This window comes from Mycolicibacterium madagascariense (genome assembly GCF_010729665.1).
GTDB lineage: Bacteria > Actinomycetota > Actinomycetes > Mycobacteriales > Mycobacteriaceae > Mycobacterium > Mycobacterium madagascariense.
On record NZ_AP022610.1, the window covers coordinates 1,423,148 to 1,438,829 of the forward strand.

The following is a 15,682-nucleotide window of genomic DNA, read 5'->3' on the forward strand; positions in this document are numbered from 1 at the left end:
CAAGGCGGCGGCAGCAGATCGGCAGCGGCAACAGATAACGGCAGAACAAACGCTGCGGACAAACCCTGAACAAAAACGCAGCACAGACTGCGGCGGACTGCTGAATAAAAGCGGCGGACAAGAAGGCCGCTGAGGACAAGGCGGCGGCGGACAAGGCAGCCGCGGATAAGGCAGCCGGACAAAAGGCGGCGAACCGGAACAAGGCCCGCAGATAAGGCGGCAACAACCAGCTCGCGGCCGCAGACAAGGCGGCGGCGATAAGGCAGCGGCGGCGGACAAGAAAGCCGCTGAGGACAAGGCCGTGGCAGACAAGAAGGCGGCGGCCGACAAGGCCGCTGCGGACAAGAAGGCGGCTGAAGACAAGGCCGCAGCAGACAAGAAGGCGGCTGAGGACAAGGCGGCAGCTGACAAGGCTGCGACGGATAAGGCGGCTGCGGACAAGAAGGCCGCTGAGGACAAAGCCGCGGCGGACAAGGCCGCTGAAGACAAGGCTGCGGCGGATAAGGCGGCGGCGGACAAGAAGGCCGCTGAGGACAAGGCCGCGGCGGACAAGAAGGCCGCTGAAGACAAAGCGGCGGCAGACAAGAAGGCCGCCGAGGACAAGGCCGCAGCAGACAAGAAGGCGGCTGAGGATAAGGCGGCTGCGGACAAGAAGGCCGCTGAAGACAAAGCGGCGGCAGACAAGAAGGCGGCCGAAGACAAGGCCGCAGCGGATAAGGCGGCAGCCGACAAGAAGGCGGCTGAGGACAAGGCTGCGGCGGAGAAGACGGTGGCTGAGAAAAAGGCTGCCCTAGACAAGGCCCAAGCTGTGCAAGATGCCTACGACAAAGAGCACGGCGGTGATTACGCAAAATGGCAACAAACCCACAGTCAGGAAGATCTGTGGCGTTATCACACCTCAATCATCGAATATCAGCCGATCAAGGCCGCTGCCGACAAGGCGCGAGCGGAATACGACGATGCTGTGAAGAAGGCCGCCGGGGACAAGACTGCGGCGGACGCGGCAGCAGCCGGAGACCAGGATGCCGGTGAAACCAAGCCGCAAGCCTCCACGAACGTTCCCGAGCCGCGGTCGGCTAAACGGGTCGAGAATGTGCCCCCGGCGCGCGTGGATGATGAGCATCAACGGCTGGACGACTCTTCAACGACTGGCGGGGACGTCGACCTTGCGCGTCGATCGACCGGTGGGGCGTCGGCGGAGAACGCAACGGGATCCGCGCCTAGCGATGGGGCCGGTAGCGGTGTCGACGAGAGCGAGACGTCACCAGATTCGACGTCAGTTGGGTCGGCGGACCGCTAGGTCGGGCTCGGTGTGATGGTGCACCTCGCTCACACCGCCGCCCATACGCGGGGTGGTAGTCGACCTTCCTCGATGGTGTAAGCGAGGGGTGCCCGACGAGCGAGCTGATGCGGCGCTGAGGGTGATGGGGTGAGGACTGGCCTTCCCCTATGGGGTGTCGCAACCCTTGGCGTGCCCGCGACAAGTTGGTGCGGGCGCGTCAGCCGCCAATGCACCGAAACAAGAAGACCGCCAAACCCTGTCGAGAGCAGTAACTCGGGGTGCAGCGTAGAAATTGACCTACCGCGGTTTGATCGACGAATAACTTTGTCGGTCAACGGATTTGCGAACCCGCCGGGGTACGGCCTTCGGCGCCTTCCCGAATGCCCCGGACAACAGGATTCAACTCAATGTTCATTGAGACGTCCCGCCGTTCGGCGATGGGTTATCCCGGGTGCTCACACCGACACCGTTCCGTCCGGCGGAAACGGGGGCGGCATGGCGCACCGACTACTCCGTCACGGCAGAGATGCCGCTGACACGGACAAGCCGGTTTGCCCTGCGCCGGCACGACTCACGGCAGGACGGTCACTCCTCGCGCAGGCGGGACTCCACGAAGGACTCGACCTTCTCCCACTGCTCGACGGCCTTGGCGTAGGGCGCCGGGGGCTTGCCGACCGTGTCGGGGTTGAGCACGTGTCCGATGAACCTGCCTAGCGGCTGGTCCTCGTCCAAGGCGTCCTCGACCGTGCTGTCCTCGGCATAGTCGGCGACGTCGCGGACGAATTCGACGGCCAGGTCGAGCTGGTCGACGTCGACGGCTTCGGGGCCGTCGGAGATGTCGTCGGCCAATGTCCGCAGCACGTAGACGTTGTCGTCGGTCACCCGGATCTGCAGTGAGCCGTCGGTGGCGGCGGTCTTGATGTCGTCGAACGTGGCGAGGTCGGACAAGTCGCTCTCGTGCTCGTCGGCGAGGTAGCGGGCGAGCGACCGCTCGGAGCCGAACACGCTGATGCGCCCGTTGCGACCCAGGAAGATCGGCTGATCGTCCAGATAGCAACGCAGGGTGTAGTAGGTGCCGCCACGGGTCAGCAGCCGAATCGGGTCGATGCCGACGTGGGTCCAGAAGTCCTCGTCGCTACCGAGCACCTGATCGGTGGCCGCTGCGGTGAGCGCCGCCTCCTCGGGATCGGTCTCGTCCTCGTCGTCGATCACCACGTCGGTCTCGGCCGGGTCCTCCTCGACCTCCGGTTCGGGCGCCGGCTCGGCCAATTCGGCTGCGGCCTTCTCCGACGCCGTGGCATCGACGTCGGGGATCGTCACGATCTCGTCGATCGCGTCGACCACACCGTCCCAGCCGCGGGCGATGACGCCCTCGATCTCTGCCCAGCGCTTGCGACCCGCGCGGCCCTCGAACGCCTCGAGCCCTCCGCCGAGGGAGCCGAGGACGGGATTGCCGTTGAAGAGCTTCGAGACCACCGCCAAATCGCACACCGAGCCGATCGCTTGCACGACGGCGAGGGCGTGCAACAGCGTCGCGACCGACTCCTCCGTCGGCTTCTCCGCCGCGAGCTCGGGCACGCCGATCAGGTCGTGCTGCCGCTCCTCGCCAGGATCGAGCCGGTGCGCCGACGACTCCTTCAGCGCGGTCCACGCGGGGTGGTCAGTCAGGTCGTTGTCGGAATTGGTCCGCACGAATGCGACCAGGTCAGCGACGCTTTCGAAGCCGTAGAGGTCGTCGTCCTTGCCGAGGAACGCCTGCCATTCGTCGTCGGCGTCGCGCCACGACGGTGCCCACAGTGTGTACAGATCGCCCTTGGTCAGACCAAGCCTCACAGGCACGATGTCAGCAGCCATGCGGCACAGCCTAACGACGCACGATGCGCGCGCTGCTGTCAGGCGCGGGCGAAGTACCGCTGGCCGTCGACCGCGACCCGACCGAAGGCCACCTTGAGCACGGGAGCCAGCGGAACGAAGGGCAGCGCCAGCGCCCGCTTGGGCTCGATGGCCACGGTCCACGTCAACCGCGACCCGTCACCGTCGGGTTCCACCTCGTAGTCCTCGGCGAAGTGCTGCAGCAGAGGCAGGTTCCCCTCATACGCGGCGAAGGAGTAGCCGCGTCCCTCGTCCCACCGGAAGAACCGTTCGCGGATACGCGTCAGTCCCGGCGCGAGCGTCACCTCGCGAGTCGTGCCGACGCCGAATGGGCGTGGGCTCGTCCAGTTCACCGACGACACCAGCGGGCTCCACGCGCTCAAGGACGCGTCACTGGCCAACGATTCCCACACCGTCTCCGCCGGCGCCGCGAGCCTCTTCTCGTAGCGGAAGACGTGCGGGGCCGCCGTGAAGAAGGCCCCGTCGACGGGTTCTATCGAGTACCAGCGCGTCATGGCTCACCAGCATGCCAAAGGACGCGGCACGATGGCCCCATGCGCGCTGTGGTGTTCGATGAGTTCGGCGGTTCCGTGGACGTCCGGTCGGTCCCCGATCCGGCGCCTTCCCGGGGCGGCGTCGTCGTGGAAGTACAGGCGACGGGCCTGTGCCGCAGCGACTGGCACGCGTGGGCGGGTCACGACGACGGCGTCGCGCTCCCGCATGTACCGGGCCACGAACTGGTCGGCGTGGTGGTCGCGGCAGGACCCGACGTTCGGCGCTGGCAGGTCGGCGACCGCGTGACCACGCCATTCGTCTGCGGTTGCGGCGCGTGCGAGTGGTGCCGCGCCGGTCAGGCCCAGGTCTGCCCGACGCAGACGCAGCCCGGTTTCACGCACTGGGGCTCCTTTGCCGAGCTCGTCGCACTGCATGCCGCCGACACCAATCTGGTCGCGGTGCCGGACATCGTCGAGGATGCCGCGGCCGCCGGGTTGGGCTGCCGGTTCGCGACGGCCTACCGAGCGCTGCACGCGCGGGCCGGCGTGCACGCGGGGGAGTGGGTCACGGTCGTCGGCGTCGGCGGGGTGGGGCTCAGCGCCGTGCAGGTCGCCGTGGCCGCCGGCGCCCGGGTGATCGCCGTCGACCGCACGCGGGCAGCCCTGACCCTCGCGCAGCGGCTCGGCGCCGAGCACACCGTGCTGGCCGACGGGGTCGACGTCGCGGCCCGCGTGCACGACCTCACGGCCGGCGGCAGCCACGTCGCCATCGATGCCGTCGGCTCACCGGGCACCTGCGCCGACGCCGTCTACAGCCTGCGCAGGCGGGGCCGTCACGTGCAGGTCGGTCTGTTGCCCTCCGTCGGTGGCCATCCCACCGTTCCGATGGAGCGGGTGATCGGGTGGGAGCTCGACGTCCTCGGCAGTCACGGCATGGCCGCCGTCGACTATCCCGCGATGCTGGGCCTCGTCGAGGCGGGCACGCTGCGACCCCAGGATCTCGTCGAACGCGTGGTTGGCCTGTCGGAGGGGGCCCGGCTACTACCGTCGGTCGACACCGCCTCGCCTGCCGGTGTGACGCTGATCGACCCACGGGTGCCCTGACCGTCAGGCCGTCGGCCGCCAGAAACCCTGAAAGTGCTGATCCGCGTTGGTCGTTCGGATCGCCGACAGGTGGACGGGGTCGCCCGCCTCGATCATCATGCCGTTGCCGACGATCATCGCGACGTGCCCGTCCCACACGGCCAGGTCGCCCGGTCGCAGCGATGAGGCGTCGACCGCGGCGCCCACGTCCTGCTCCTGTGCGAGCCGTGGAAGGTCAAGTCCCGCTTCGTGATACGCCCACTGGGTGAGTCCGCTGCAGTCGAGACCGACACCGGGGGTGGTGCCGCCCCAGTCGTAGGGCACGCCGAGCTGGGTCAGGGCGTGTCGAACGGCGCTCGCCGCAACGGCATTGGGCGCGACCGCCGTGCTGCCGTCGGGAAGGTGGACGGTGACGCCGCTGCCGAAGACCTCGGGGTCGACGTTCGGCAGCGGGCGGTCGTCCGCCTCGGGCCAGACCGCGCTGACGTGCGCGGCGTGGACGATCGGTGTCGACGCCGGGGAACCGTGGCTGGCACCGACGCCCGCCGACAGGCCCATGGGAACCGTCGGCGCAACCGGCGCCATCGGCCCCGTCACCGCGGCCCGATGACCGTCGAGCTCATCGCGCAGACCGTCCACGACGTCGTTGGCCTCGTCGAGGGCGCGGCGGGCCTCGACCATCAGTTCGTCGGCGACGCCGGGCTCGTCGATCCGAGCTTCCAGTGCGGCGGCCTTCGCCTCGAACGCATCGATGATGGCCTGCAGGCGCAGACGCGCACCGGCCACCGCCCCGACCGCATCGGCGGTGGTGGCGCCGAGTTGGGCCGTGCGTGCGACGAGCTCGTCGATGGCGGCGACGGTGGCCTCGGTGAAGTCAGTGGCGGCCGCCGCGGCCTCGCCCGTCCACGGGACGTCGCGCCCCGACCGGCCCGTGGCGGCAGCGACGTCGGCCAGGGCGCGACGAATGTCGTGCAACGTCGTCGCCGTGTCCGGCGTGCCGGTGCCCAGCATCGCCTGCACGTCCCGCAGTGGGGCCGTCAGCTGACTCACCAGGGCGCTGGACACGCCTAGGCCCAGGCTCGCTGAATCGACTGTCCCGCATGGCCTTCCGCATCGCGATAGGCGGCTGCGGTGGCGCCCGCGGTGGCGGTCGCCGCGGTGAGGCGCGCGGCGAGGACGGTAGCGCGATCCGCCGCATGTGCCAGCGCCTCGTTCAAGGCGATCAGGTAAGCCGTGCCGACGGAGCCCAGGGCGTCGGCACCGACCGTCGCGGCGGTCAGCGCAGCGGCGATGGCCGCGAGAGCGTCGGCATGGTCGCGGTGCGTGGCGCCGAGCGCGCGGAGGCCCGAGGTATCGGCGATCATGCGCGTTATGACGTGCGTAGAGCGCGCCCGGTTCCCTCGACGTCTAGGGTCGCCGCATGGACGTCCGCGTTGTCGATCATCCCCTCGCCGCCGCCCGGCTGACCACGCTGCGCGACGAGCGCACCGACAACGCCGGCTTCCGGGCGGCCCTGTGCGACCTGGCGCTGATGCTCGTCTACGAGGCCATGCGCGACGCCGCGTCGACCCCGGTGCCGATCCGCACCCCGGTGGCGGAGACCGTCGGGTCCCGGCTGGCGTCGCCGCCGCTGCTGGTTCCGGTGCTGCGGGCAGGTCTCGGCATGGTGGAGCGGGCCCAGCAGCTCATCCCGGAGGCCAAGGTGGGATTCGTCGGGGTGGCCCGTGACGAGGAGACCGCCCTGCCCACCCCGTATCTGGAGTCGCTGCCCGACGACCTCAGCACGTGGCCGGTGATGGTGCTCGACCCCATGCTGGCCACCGGCGGATCGATGGTGCACACCCTGGGCCTGCTGCGCGCTCGCCAGGCCGTCGACGTCACCGCCGTCTGCGTGGTCTGCGCCCCGGAAGGCATTGCGGCACTGGAGAAGGCGGCACCTCACCTGACGCTCTACACCGCCGCCATCGACGACGGACTCAATGACGTCTCCTACATCGTGCCCGGCCTCGGCGACGCGGGCGATCGTCAATTCGGGCCGCGCTGAAGCAGACCGACCACGTCGGCTCGCAGTGCGTCGAGGCGTTCGGCGGCCTCGCCGCGGGCCGCCGCCACGTCGTCGCGCGGCGGTAGTCGAATCTCGAAGTAGACCTTGACCTTTGGCTCGGTCCCCGACGGGCGGACCGCCACGCGCACCGACTCGCCGGTGTAGATCAGGGCGTCGGTGCGGCCCAGCAGATCCGACACCTCGACCAGCTCGCCGGCCAGCCGCGACGGTGGCGCCGTGCGGAGCCGTTGCATCAGGTGAGCGTCCGCAGGGACCGACACCGCGGCGGTCACGTGCACGCCGTGACGGAGTGCGAGCGCATCCAACGCATCCGACGGGGTACGCCCCGCGGCGCGCAGCTCGGCCACCAGATCGCAGGCGAGCACGGCAGCGCTGATGCCGTCCTTGTCGCGGACCGCGGAGGGGTCGACGCAGTGGCCGATGGCCTCTTCGTAGGCGTACACCAGCGTGCTGCCGGGGAGGTCGGCGTCACCGCGGGCCAGCCACTTGAACCCGGTCAACGTCTCGACGTGCTGCGCGCCGTGAGCGGCGGCGATCGAGGCCAGCATGCGCGATGACACGACCGTGCTGGCCACCACGGCGTGGGCGGTCACCACGCCGGGATCGAGCTGGGTGAGGACGTAATCGCCGAGCAGCCAACCGGTTTCATCACCCGAGAGCATTCGCCACCCGGAGTCGGTGGGGATGCCGACGGCGCACCGGTCCGCGTCGGGATCCAGTGCGATCGCCACGTCGGCGTCGACGTCGGCGGCCAACGCCAGCAGCAGATCGGTGGCTCCCGCCTCCTCCGGGTTGGGGAAGGCCACGGTCGGAAAGTCGCCGTCGGGCGCGAATTGCTCGGCGACGACGTGCACGTCGGTGATGCCCGCTTCGCGCAGGACGCGCAGGGCGGGTTCGCCGCCGACACCGTGCATGGGGGTCAACGCCACCCGCACGGGGCTCGTACCCCGCCGCACCTCGCTCGCCCGCCGGACGTAGTCCGCGATGAGGCCGGTGTCCGAGGGCATCACGTCGGAGCGCGGGACGTCGTGGGGCGCAGCGGCCATCGCGGCCTCGATGTCACGGTCGCTCGGCGGGACGATCTGCATGCCGCCGTCGAGGTACACCTTGTAGCCGTTGTCCGAGGGCGGGTTGTGGGACGCCGTGATCTGCACACCCGCGGCCGCCCCCGAGCGGCGCACCGCGAAGGCCACGACCGGCGTCGGAACCGGATCCGGCAGCAGGACTACCGAAAATCCGTGAGCAGCAAGCACTTCAGCCGTCGCCAGCGCGAACGCGTCGGAGTGGTGACGAGCATCGCGGCCCACCACGACCGTCGAACCGCCGAGGTGGCGATCGGCGAGGACCTTGGCCAGCCCCCAGGTCGCCGCGGTGACGGTCTCGACGTTCATGCCGCCGGGGCCGGGCCGCATCGGCCCCCGCAGGCCGGCCGTGCCGAAGGTCAGGGGGGGCTCACCGGGTGTGCTCATGTGCTCATTGTGACCGGCCGGGCTGGGCTGGCCCGGGGGTGTGCAGGCAGACACGGCAGACACGGGCGACTGGGGGCCCGTCGCCGTGGCCTACCGGTCGAGGAAGACGACCGTGTCGTCGATCGACTTGCGCGGGACGTCGAGGTTGTTGGCCGGAAAGTCTTCGACAGCGTATCCGATGGCCAGACCGCACAGGATGTCGTACTCGTCCGGGATGAGGAGGGCCTCGCGGACGACGTCGGGGAAACCGGCGATGAGCATCTGAACGCAGGTGCCCAGTCCTCGCGTGGTCAATCCCAGGATCAGCGTCTGCAGATACATGCCCACGCCCAGACTGTCGACGTGATGGAGGCCGCGGGGCATGCACACGACGCCGGCCAGCGGAGCGTCGTAGAACCGATAGTTGAGCCGGATGGCCGTTCGACGCGCCTCGAAATCGTCGCGGGTGATCCCGAGGCTTCCGTAAAGCTGTTCTCCCAGTTCGTATTTGAACCGATTCAAGTCGTCATGTAGCGGAGGTATCGATGGCTCGCGCGTCCGGGACGCGTCGAGCAGCGCGGTGACCAGTCGTTCGCGCGCAGCCCCTTCGGCAAGTATGAGGTGCCAGGGCTGGGTGTTCGAGTTCGACGGTGCGCGTCGCGCCAGTTCCAACGCCTCGACGACGGCTGATCGGGGCACCGCCTTGTCGGGGTGGAACAACCTGATCGATCGGCGATCTCGCACCACACGGTCGAACTCGCTCATTTCCCACGTCCCCTCACAGCGTTCGGACGACGGTATCCGAGGCGGTCCGTGCGAGTGCTACACGCAGTCCGTGTCAGCGTTCATCATGGGTGTCGTGGGGTGGACGTTTGGACCGGGTCGCCGGTGGGGGCTGTTGGTCGGCGCTGTCGTGGGGGTGTTGGCCGTGGTGATCGCTGCAGCGAGCATGCTCCATGCCGTGGTGCCCGGTGAGAAGGCGGCCGTGCCTATTCGCAACCCGATCCCCATGGACGAGGAGTTTGCGAACATCAACCGGGTGTCGCACTGGCCGGCGGAGTGGATCGACGCGGTGTGCGAGAGGCCGGTGTACACACTGCGCAATTACACGATGCTGCCTCACGCAACGGCCAACTCCTCTTGCCGATCGTTGATCAAGCCTGGCGGAGACGTGGATTATCTGATGATCTCCCGCTTTCCCAGCGAGTTGCCGATGCAGGTAGACCTGCACAATGCCGGCTACCAGTGGTACGCGTTCGCCTTCGATCACGGCTCGCTGATCGCGTTCGAGACTGTCTCCGACTCCGAAGTCGTCGGCTCGAATGGGCTGCGTGAGTCTCCGGTCTTGCAGCCGCTCAAGCGATTCGGATTCCACATCTATGCCAACCCCGGACCACCGTAACCCTGACCCGCCGTAGTGGGCTTATCCGCTAGTCGGCACGGCGGCGGCGTTCGTCGGGGTCGTCGACCCACGTGCGGTACAGCTTGTGGACTCCGCCAGTCTCCATGAGGCGCGCCTTCCAGTCGTCACATGACGGCTTCGCGCCGAGTTCGATGCATCCCTCGATGATGTCTTCGAGCACGACTCGCGATCCCGGCAGATGGGCTTTGATGTTGAACGACGGGTGGATGTGCGGTCGCCGTTCGGGACTATTGCCCATCGGGTGCCAATGCCAGCGGATCTGCTGGCCCGTCTGCATTTCCAGTTTGTAGATGTACTCACGCGTGGAAATTCGGAATTTCTCTGGTGGTCGGTAAGCGCGGTGTTCCTCTGAGGTCGCGACAAGTTCGAATCGTTGTTGAGCATGGAGGGTGCCGAAGTCTCTAAGGCTCATCCCGTCAGGGCCGTTGAGTATCCATGCGCCGGTATCACCGACTTGGTGGACTCGTTCAGTGAGCCGGACCTTGGCGACGCCGTCGAGGCACGACAGCGCCGCTTGCAGGGGATCGATGTAGTTGCGCAGCGCTTCGGACGCGGTTCTCCCCGGCAACAAGATTTCCCTCGGTCGCCGGGCTTCAGCTAGCGCGCAAACGGTAGCGCTGTGGCCACCTCGGCCAGTCCAGGTACTTCGTCCCAGTTGGTGCCTTCGAATTCGCCTGCATCCCAGCGACGGAGGAACTCAGTGCCGCTGATGCCCATGTTCTTTTGCGCGATCTGATCGAATAATTCGGCGCTATCGCGGGGGTTCACGTAGTCGACACCACCCGTGGTCTCGGTCGTTGTCGCCACTTTAACCACCCCTTATGTCTTCACGCCCGCTCGGTGAGAGTGCCTGCGGTACCTGATGACGTCTGTTTACCAGTTGGCACCGACAATACCTGCGGTGTGCAAGAGGTGACGGCAAGCGTCATACGTCTTGGGCCCGCGTCGGTTAGCAGTATTTGACCCAGTTCTGGACAGAAGTAGGCGTTCCTGGGATCGTCGTCCGTCAAGAGAGCGGTAAGTGTGTAGACGGTCGCTTTTGTACGGCGGCAACAGCTTTCGATCTAGCAGGCTCAAGAACTGCGCACCGGAGCGCCGTAGACCCCCGCCAGTGGCTGGCGGAACGCCGACCTCAGTCGAGGGGGCGCTCGTCGCCGTCGGCGAGCTTGCGCAACACCGGTGCCACCAACATCAGCAGGTTGAATTCGAGCTCGGTCAGCGTGTCCAGCATCGCCGCGTTCAGCCACGCGTCGCGTTCGGCCCGGTCGGCTTCCAGGAGCGCGACGCCGTCAGCGGTCACCTCGACGAGCTGGCGGCGGCGGTCCTCGGGATCGGTCCGGCGGGCGACCAGACCGCGCGACTCCAGGTGATTGAGTCCGTCGGTGAGCGACTGGGCGCGAACGTGCATGCGGATGGCGAGCTCGGCGGGGGTGGTCACCCCGGCTCTGCTGACTTCGCCGAGCACCTGTTGCTGGCCGAGCGTGAGGCCGTTGTCGCTGCGGTGGCGCCGGAGCTGTCGGGTCAGCGCCATGATCGATTCGCGCAACTCGGTGGCGTTGGCCATGGTCGAGGTCATTACCAAGTTATACCTTGGTATCGCTGTGATGAACGTCGAGTTGATGTCTCAATATGGCAAGCGCATACTTGGAGTCATGTGGAAGTGGGCGCTCCTGGTCGCGATCACGGTCGCGGTGACCGTGCCGTTGAACGCCATCGGCGTCCCGTCCGCGGCACTATTCGCCGCGCTCATCGTCGCCATCGTGCTGGCACTCGCCTCGCTCGCTCCCGCGGGTGTCCCGCGCCGGGCGGGCCTCGTCGCGCAGGGCGTGCTCGGGGTGTACATCGGCACGATGGTGCACCGCGACGCGCTGACCGCGCTGGGGTCCGACTGGCCGATCGTGCTGGCAGTCGCGGTGTGCACGCTGGTGCTGAGCATCGGCGCGGGTGCCCTGCTCGGGCTCAACCGCGGCATCAGTCCGCTCACCGGATCGCTGGCGTTGGTGGCCGGCGGCGCCTCGGGATTGGTGGCCATCGCGCGCGAACTCGGCGGCGACGACCGCGTGGTCGCCGTCGTGCAGTACCTACGCGTGGCGCTGATCACCGCATCGATGCCCGTCGTCGTGACCCTCGTCTTCCACGCGCAGAAGCGCAGCGGCGCGGCGGCCGCCGGGTCAAGCGCTACGGCGCCCTGGTACGTCAGCATCGGGCTGCTCGTCCTCGTCGTGCTGGTCGGAACCACGGCCGGCAAGCTCGCGCGGCTGCCCGGTGCCGGTTTGCTCGGCCCCATGGCGCTGACGATCGCGCTGGAGTTGACGGGCACGTCGTTCGGGCTGTCCGTGCCGATGCTGCTGGTGCAGTTGGGGTACGCCGTCATCGGTTGGCAGGCGGGGGTCGCCTTCACGCGGGAGTCGATGCGCGCCATCGGCCGGGCCCTACCCGCCGCGCTCGGTCTGATCGTGGTGCTCAACCTGGCCTGCGCGGGCCTCGGCGTCCTGCTGGCCCACGTCACCGGAGTGAGCCTGCTCGAGGGCTACCTGTCGACCAGCCCCGGTGGCATTTACGCCGTGCTGGCCACGGCGGTGGAGACGGGCTCCAACGTCACGTTCATCGTGGCCGCGCAGGTGGTCCGGGTGCTGCTGATGCTGTTCGCCGCACCCATGATCTCGCGCGGACTGGCAACGCTGTCGCAGCGTTCGGCCTACACCCGCGACAGCACCTCGGCGAGCAGGGAACCCATCCGCGTCGCCGACTGACGCCCCGCCTCGAGCACCTCGAGGTGGTTCAGGGGTTGACCCGTCATTCCCGCGGCGAGATTCGTCACCAGAGACATCCCCAGCACCTCGGCGCCCGCGGCCCGCGCCGCGATGGTCTCGTGCACCGTCGACATGCCGACCAGGTCCGCGCCGAGGGTGCGCAACATCCGGATCTCCGCGGGCGTCTCGTAGTGCGGGCCCGGTAGGCCCGCGTACACGCCCTCGGTCAACGTCGGATCGACCTGCGTGGCGAGGGCCCGCAGCCGCGGCGAGTAGGCGTCGACGAGGTCGACGAATTGGGCGCCCACCAGTGGTGAGCGCGCCGTGAGGTTGAGGTGGTCGCTGATCAGGACGGGCTGGCCGACGGCGAAGTCCTCGCGCAAGCCGCCCGCGGCGTTGGTGAGCACGACGGTGCGCGCACCCGCCGCGCACGCCGTCCGCACGGGGTGCACGACGTGCTGGAGGTCGTGTCCCTCGTAGGCGTGAATCCGACCGAGCAGCACCAGGATTCGCCTGTCACCGATGGCCACCGACAGCAGCGAGCCGCCGTGACCGGCGGCCGACGGCGGCGTGAAACCGGGCAGTTCGGACATCGGGACGACGTGTGACGGTGCGCCGAGTTCGGCCGCGGCGGGCGCCCAACCCGAGCCGAGGACGACCGCCACGTCGAACGCGTCGACGCCGGTGCGCCGCAGGAGTTCGGCGGCCGCGGCGTCGGCCAGATCGCGAGGACTGCTCACAGCCGGGAAGCGTACGGGGGTGCCCGCCGCCGCGTTCAGATGGCGGCCGCGGCTGGCGTGCGCCGGGAGCGCCGTCTGGACCGGCGAACGCTCCCGCGAAGGTTGCGGCGGTCGATGAGATACTGCTCCGATGCCCACCGCCGAAGCCTCGACGACCGTCGAGGACGTCGTGCGGCGACGCCGCGGCGACCTCGTCGAGCTCTCGCACTCCATCCACGTCGAGCCCGAGTTGGCGTTCGCCGAGCATCGCAGTTGTGCCAAGACCCAGGCGCTGGTCGCCGAGCGCGGATTCGCCGTCACCGCCAAGCCCGGGGGATTGGACACCGCGTTCCGGGCGGAGTTCGGCAGCGGCGCTCTGGTCGTCGGCATCTGCGCGGAGTACGACGCTCTGCCCGGCATCGGTCACGCCTGCGGACACAACATCATCGCGGCGTCCGCGGTGGGGACGGCACTGGCGCTGGCCGAGGTTGCCGACGAGCTCGACCTCACCGTCGTGCTGCTCGGCACCCCGGCCGAGGAGTCCGGCGGCGGCAAGGCCTTGATGTTGGAGGCGGGCACGTTCGACGACGTCGCCACGACGGTGATGCTGCACGCCGGTCCGCTCGACATCGCCAGGGCACGTTCGCTGGCACTGTCCCAGGTCGCCGTGGAGTACACCGGGCGCGCCGCACATGCGGCCGTCGCGCCCTACCTCGGCCTCAACGCCGCCGACGCGATCACGGTGTCCCAGGTCGCAATCGGTCTGCTGCGCCAACAGCTCGCGCCGGGACAGATGGTGCACGGCATCGTCACCGACGGCGGGCAGGCCACCAACGTCATCCCCGCGCGCACGGAGATGCACTTCACCATGCGCGCCAACGACTCTCAGTCGCTCACCGAGCTGGAAGGCCGAATGTCTGACTGCTTCCTCGCAGGCGCCGTGGCGACCGGCTGCGGCCATCGGGTCGAGGCCACCGAGCCGTCGTACCTCGAGCTGACGCCCGACACGTGGCTCGCCGACGTATTCCGCGACGAGATGCGGCGGCTGGGTCGCACGCCCGTCGCAGCCGAGTTCGAGGCGGCGCTCCCGCTGGGCAGCACCGACATGGGCAACGTCACCCAGGTCATGCCGGGCATCCACCCGATCGTCGGCATCGACGCCGAGGGCGCATCGGTCCATCAGCCGGGCTTCGCCACCGCGGCCGCCGGCCCGAGCGCCGACGAGGCCGTCGTCGAGGGCGCCGTGATGCTGGCCCGCACCGTCGTCGCCCTGGCCACGACTCCCGCCGAGCGCGACCGGGTGCTGGCGCTGAAGGCGGCGCGGCCGTGAGCATCGCCGAGTACGTCGACGCGTGGCTGCACGCCCACCACGGCGACCTGGTGGCCTGGCGCCGCCACATCCACCAGCACCCCGAACTGGGCAGGCAGGAGTACGAGACCACGCAGTTCGTCGCGTCGCGGCTGGCCGACGCGGGGCTCAACCCCAAGGTGCTGCCCGGCGGTACGGGCCTGACGTGCGACTTCGGGCCGGAGAACGCGCCGAGGGTGGCGTTGCGGGCGGACATGGACGCGCTGCCGATGGCCGAACGGACGGGCGCGTCGTTCGCGTCGACGGTGCCGAACGTCGCGCATGCCTGCGGCCACGACGGGCACACGTCGGTGCTGCTCGGCGCGGGTCTCGCCCTCGCGACGGTGCCGCAGCTCCCGGTCGGCGTGCGCTTGCTCTTCCAGCCGGCGGAGGAGCTGATGCCGGGCGGTGCGATCGACGCGATCGCGGCCGGTGCGCTCAACGGTGTCTCGCGCATCTTCGCGCTGCACTGCGACCCGCGCCTGGAGGTCGGCCGGGTCGCCATCCGCCCGGGTCCCATCACCTCGGCCGCCGATCAGGTGGAGATCACGTTGCACTCGCCGGGCGGGCACACGTCCCGGCCGCACCTCACCGGCGATCTTGTGTACGCCCTCGGCACGTTGATCACCGGCGTGCCCGGCATCCTGTCGCGCCGCGTCGACCCACGCGACAGCACGGTGATGGTGTGGGGTGCGGTCAACGCGGGCGTCGCCGCCAACGCCATTCCGCAGACCGGATCGGTCGCCGGCACCATCCGCACGGCCAGCCGCGAGGCCTGGGTGGCCATGGAAGACCTTGTCCGCGAGATCGTTTCGTCATTGTTGGCACCGCTGAAGGTCGAGTACGGCGTGCACTACCGCCGCGGTGTGCCCCCGGTGGTCAACGAGGAGACCTCGACGCGGATCTTCACCCACGCGATCGAGGCCATCGGGCCCGACGTGCTCACCGACACCAAGCAGTCCGGCGGCGGGGAGGACTTCTCCTGGTACCTGGAGGACGTCCCCGGCGCGATGGCGCGACTCGGGGTGTGGTCGGGGCAGGGCCCGCAACTGGATCTGCACCAGCCGACGTTCGACCTCGACGAGCGGGCGCTGGACGTAGGAGTGCGCGTGTTCACCAACATCGTGGAGCAGAGCGCAGGCCTGTAGCGCCGTCCCGCGAGCGTGGGCGTCGGCGAGTCGCCCGCACACACGCA

Annotated in this window: 17 protein-coding genes; 7 read left to right on the forward strand and 10 right to left on the reverse strand. The window is 68.9% G+C overall.

The window, feature by feature from the left end; all coding sequences use genetic code 11:
* The first annotated feature begins 301 nt into the window (after positions 1-301).
* Entirely contained in the window at positions 302-1,300 is a 999-nt protein-coding gene (locus G6N60_RS28275; protein ID WP_179969654.1) for a hypothetical protein, read from the forward strand.
* A gap of 567 nt (positions 1,301-1,867) precedes the next feature.
* On the opposite strand, the gene satS is transcribed toward G6N60_RS28275, so the two are convergent.
* Positions 1,868-3,136, reverse strand: a complete 1,269-nt coding sequence (gene satS, locus G6N60_RS06710; protein ID WP_163734270.1) for a protein export chaperone SatS — start codon at positions 3,134-3,136, stop codon at positions 1,868-1,870.
* Between the two features lie 38 nt (positions 3,137-3,174).
* Positions 3,175-3,669, reverse strand: coding sequence for an SRPBCC family protein (locus tag G6N60_RS06715; protein ID WP_163734274.1), 495 nt, complete (start codon positions 3,667-3,669; stop codon positions 3,175-3,177).
* Between the two features lie 39 nt (positions 3,670-3,708).
* Here G6N60_RS06715 and G6N60_RS06720 point away from each other — a divergent pair, with 39 nt between their 5' ends.
* A complete protein-coding gene (locus G6N60_RS06720; protein ID WP_179969655.1) occupies positions 3,709-4,752 on the forward strand; it encodes an alcohol dehydrogenase catalytic domain-containing protein in 1,044 nt (347 codons plus the stop codon).
* Between the two features lie 3 nt (positions 4,753-4,755).
* Here G6N60_RS06720 and G6N60_RS06725 read toward each other — a convergent pair whose 3' ends face one another.
* Both G6N60_RS06725 and G6N60_RS06730 read right to left on the reverse strand, forming a co-directional pair.
* Positions 4,756-5,796 (reverse strand): C40 family peptidase, encoded by a 1,041-nt coding sequence (locus G6N60_RS06725; protein ID WP_163734277.1) that lies wholly within the window; start codon positions 5,794-5,796, stop codon positions 4,756-4,758.
* Between the two features lie 2 nt (positions 5,797-5,798).
* Entirely contained in the window at positions 5,799-6,095 is a 297-nt protein-coding gene (locus G6N60_RS06730; RefSeq protein WP_163734279.1) for a hypothetical protein, read from the reverse strand.
* Positions 6,096-6,151: 56 nt separating this feature from the next.
* Here G6N60_RS06730 and upp point away from each other — a divergent pair, with 56 nt between their 5' ends.
* Entirely contained in the window at positions 6,152-6,775 is a 624-nt protein-coding gene (gene upp, locus G6N60_RS06735) for a uracil phosphoribosyltransferase (protein WP_163734282.1), read from the forward strand.
* On the opposite strand, the gene G6N60_RS06740 is transcribed toward upp, so the two are convergent.
* Both G6N60_RS06740 and G6N60_RS06745 read right to left on the reverse strand, forming a co-directional pair.
* Positions 6,757-8,328 (reverse strand): phospho-sugar mutase, encoded by a 1,572-nt coding sequence (locus tag G6N60_RS06740; protein WP_372511080.1) that lies wholly within the window; start codon positions 8,326-8,328, stop codon positions 6,757-6,759. The genes upp and G6N60_RS06740 overlap by 19 nt on opposite strands.
* 27 nt (positions 8,329-8,355) lie before the next feature.
* Positions 8,356-9,009, reverse strand: a complete 654-nt coding sequence (locus tag G6N60_RS06745) for a nitroreductase (protein WP_163734290.1) — start codon at positions 9,007-9,009, stop codon at positions 8,356-8,358.
* A gap of 70 nt (positions 9,010-9,079) precedes the next feature.
* Here G6N60_RS06745 and G6N60_RS06750 point away from each other — a divergent pair, with 70 nt between their 5' ends.
* The gene (locus tag G6N60_RS06750; RefSeq protein ID WP_163734293.1) at positions 9,080-9,646 is read left to right on the forward strand and encodes a hypothetical protein; all 567 of its coding nucleotides are present in this window, start codon (positions 9,080-9,082) and stop codon (positions 9,644-9,646) included.
* Between the two features lie 28 nt (positions 9,647-9,674).
* Here G6N60_RS06750 and G6N60_RS06755 read toward each other — a convergent pair whose 3' ends face one another.
* The 3 genes from G6N60_RS06755 to G6N60_RS06765 all read right to left on the reverse strand — a co-directional run bounded on the left by G6N60_RS06755 (position 9,675) and on the right by G6N60_RS06765 (position 11,243).
* Positions 9,675-10,235, reverse strand: coding sequence for a hypothetical protein (locus G6N60_RS06755; RefSeq protein WP_246240391.1), 561 nt, complete (start codon positions 10,233-10,235; stop codon positions 9,675-9,677).
* Between the two features lie 29 nt (positions 10,236-10,264).
* On the reverse strand, positions 10,265-10,474 hold the full coding sequence (locus G6N60_RS06760) for a hypothetical protein (RefSeq protein WP_163730762.1): 210 nt from the start codon (positions 10,472-10,474) through the stop codon (positions 10,265-10,267).
* A 325-nt stretch (positions 10,475-10,799) separates the two neighbouring features.
* Positions 10,800-11,243, reverse strand: coding sequence for a MarR family winged helix-turn-helix transcriptional regulator (locus tag G6N60_RS06765; RefSeq protein WP_163734297.1), 444 nt, complete (start codon positions 11,241-11,243; stop codon positions 10,800-10,802).
* Between the two features lie 76 nt (positions 11,244-11,319).
* Here G6N60_RS06765 and G6N60_RS06770 point away from each other — a divergent pair, with 76 nt between their 5' ends.
* Positions 11,320-12,420, forward strand: coding sequence for an AbrB family protein (locus tag G6N60_RS06770; RefSeq protein ID WP_163734300.1), 1,101 nt, complete (start codon positions 11,320-11,322; stop codon positions 12,418-12,420).
* Here G6N60_RS06770 and G6N60_RS06775 read toward each other — a convergent pair.
* On the reverse strand, positions 12,366-13,160 hold the full coding sequence (locus tag G6N60_RS06775; protein ID WP_163734303.1) for a purine-nucleoside phosphorylase: 795 nt from the start codon (positions 13,158-13,160) through the stop codon (positions 12,366-12,368). The two genes, G6N60_RS06770 and G6N60_RS06775, sit on opposite strands and share 55 nt — an antisense overlap.
* Before the next feature lie 130 nt (positions 13,161-13,290).
* Here G6N60_RS06775 and G6N60_RS06780 point away from each other — a divergent pair, with 130 nt between their 5' ends.
* Positions 13,291-14,469 carry a M20 family metallopeptidase gene (locus G6N60_RS06780; RefSeq protein ID WP_163734306.1) on the forward strand — a complete coding sequence of 393 codons (1,179 nt, stop codon included), beginning with the start codon at positions 13,291-13,293 and terminating at the stop codon, positions 14,467-14,469.
* Positions 14,466-15,635, forward strand: coding sequence for an amidohydrolase (locus tag G6N60_RS06785; RefSeq protein WP_163734311.1), 1,170 nt, complete (start codon positions 14,466-14,468; stop codon positions 15,633-15,635). The genes G6N60_RS06780 and G6N60_RS06785 overlap by 4 nt, the downstream gene beginning before the upstream one ends.
* Positions 15,636-15,682: the final 47 nt, after the last annotated feature.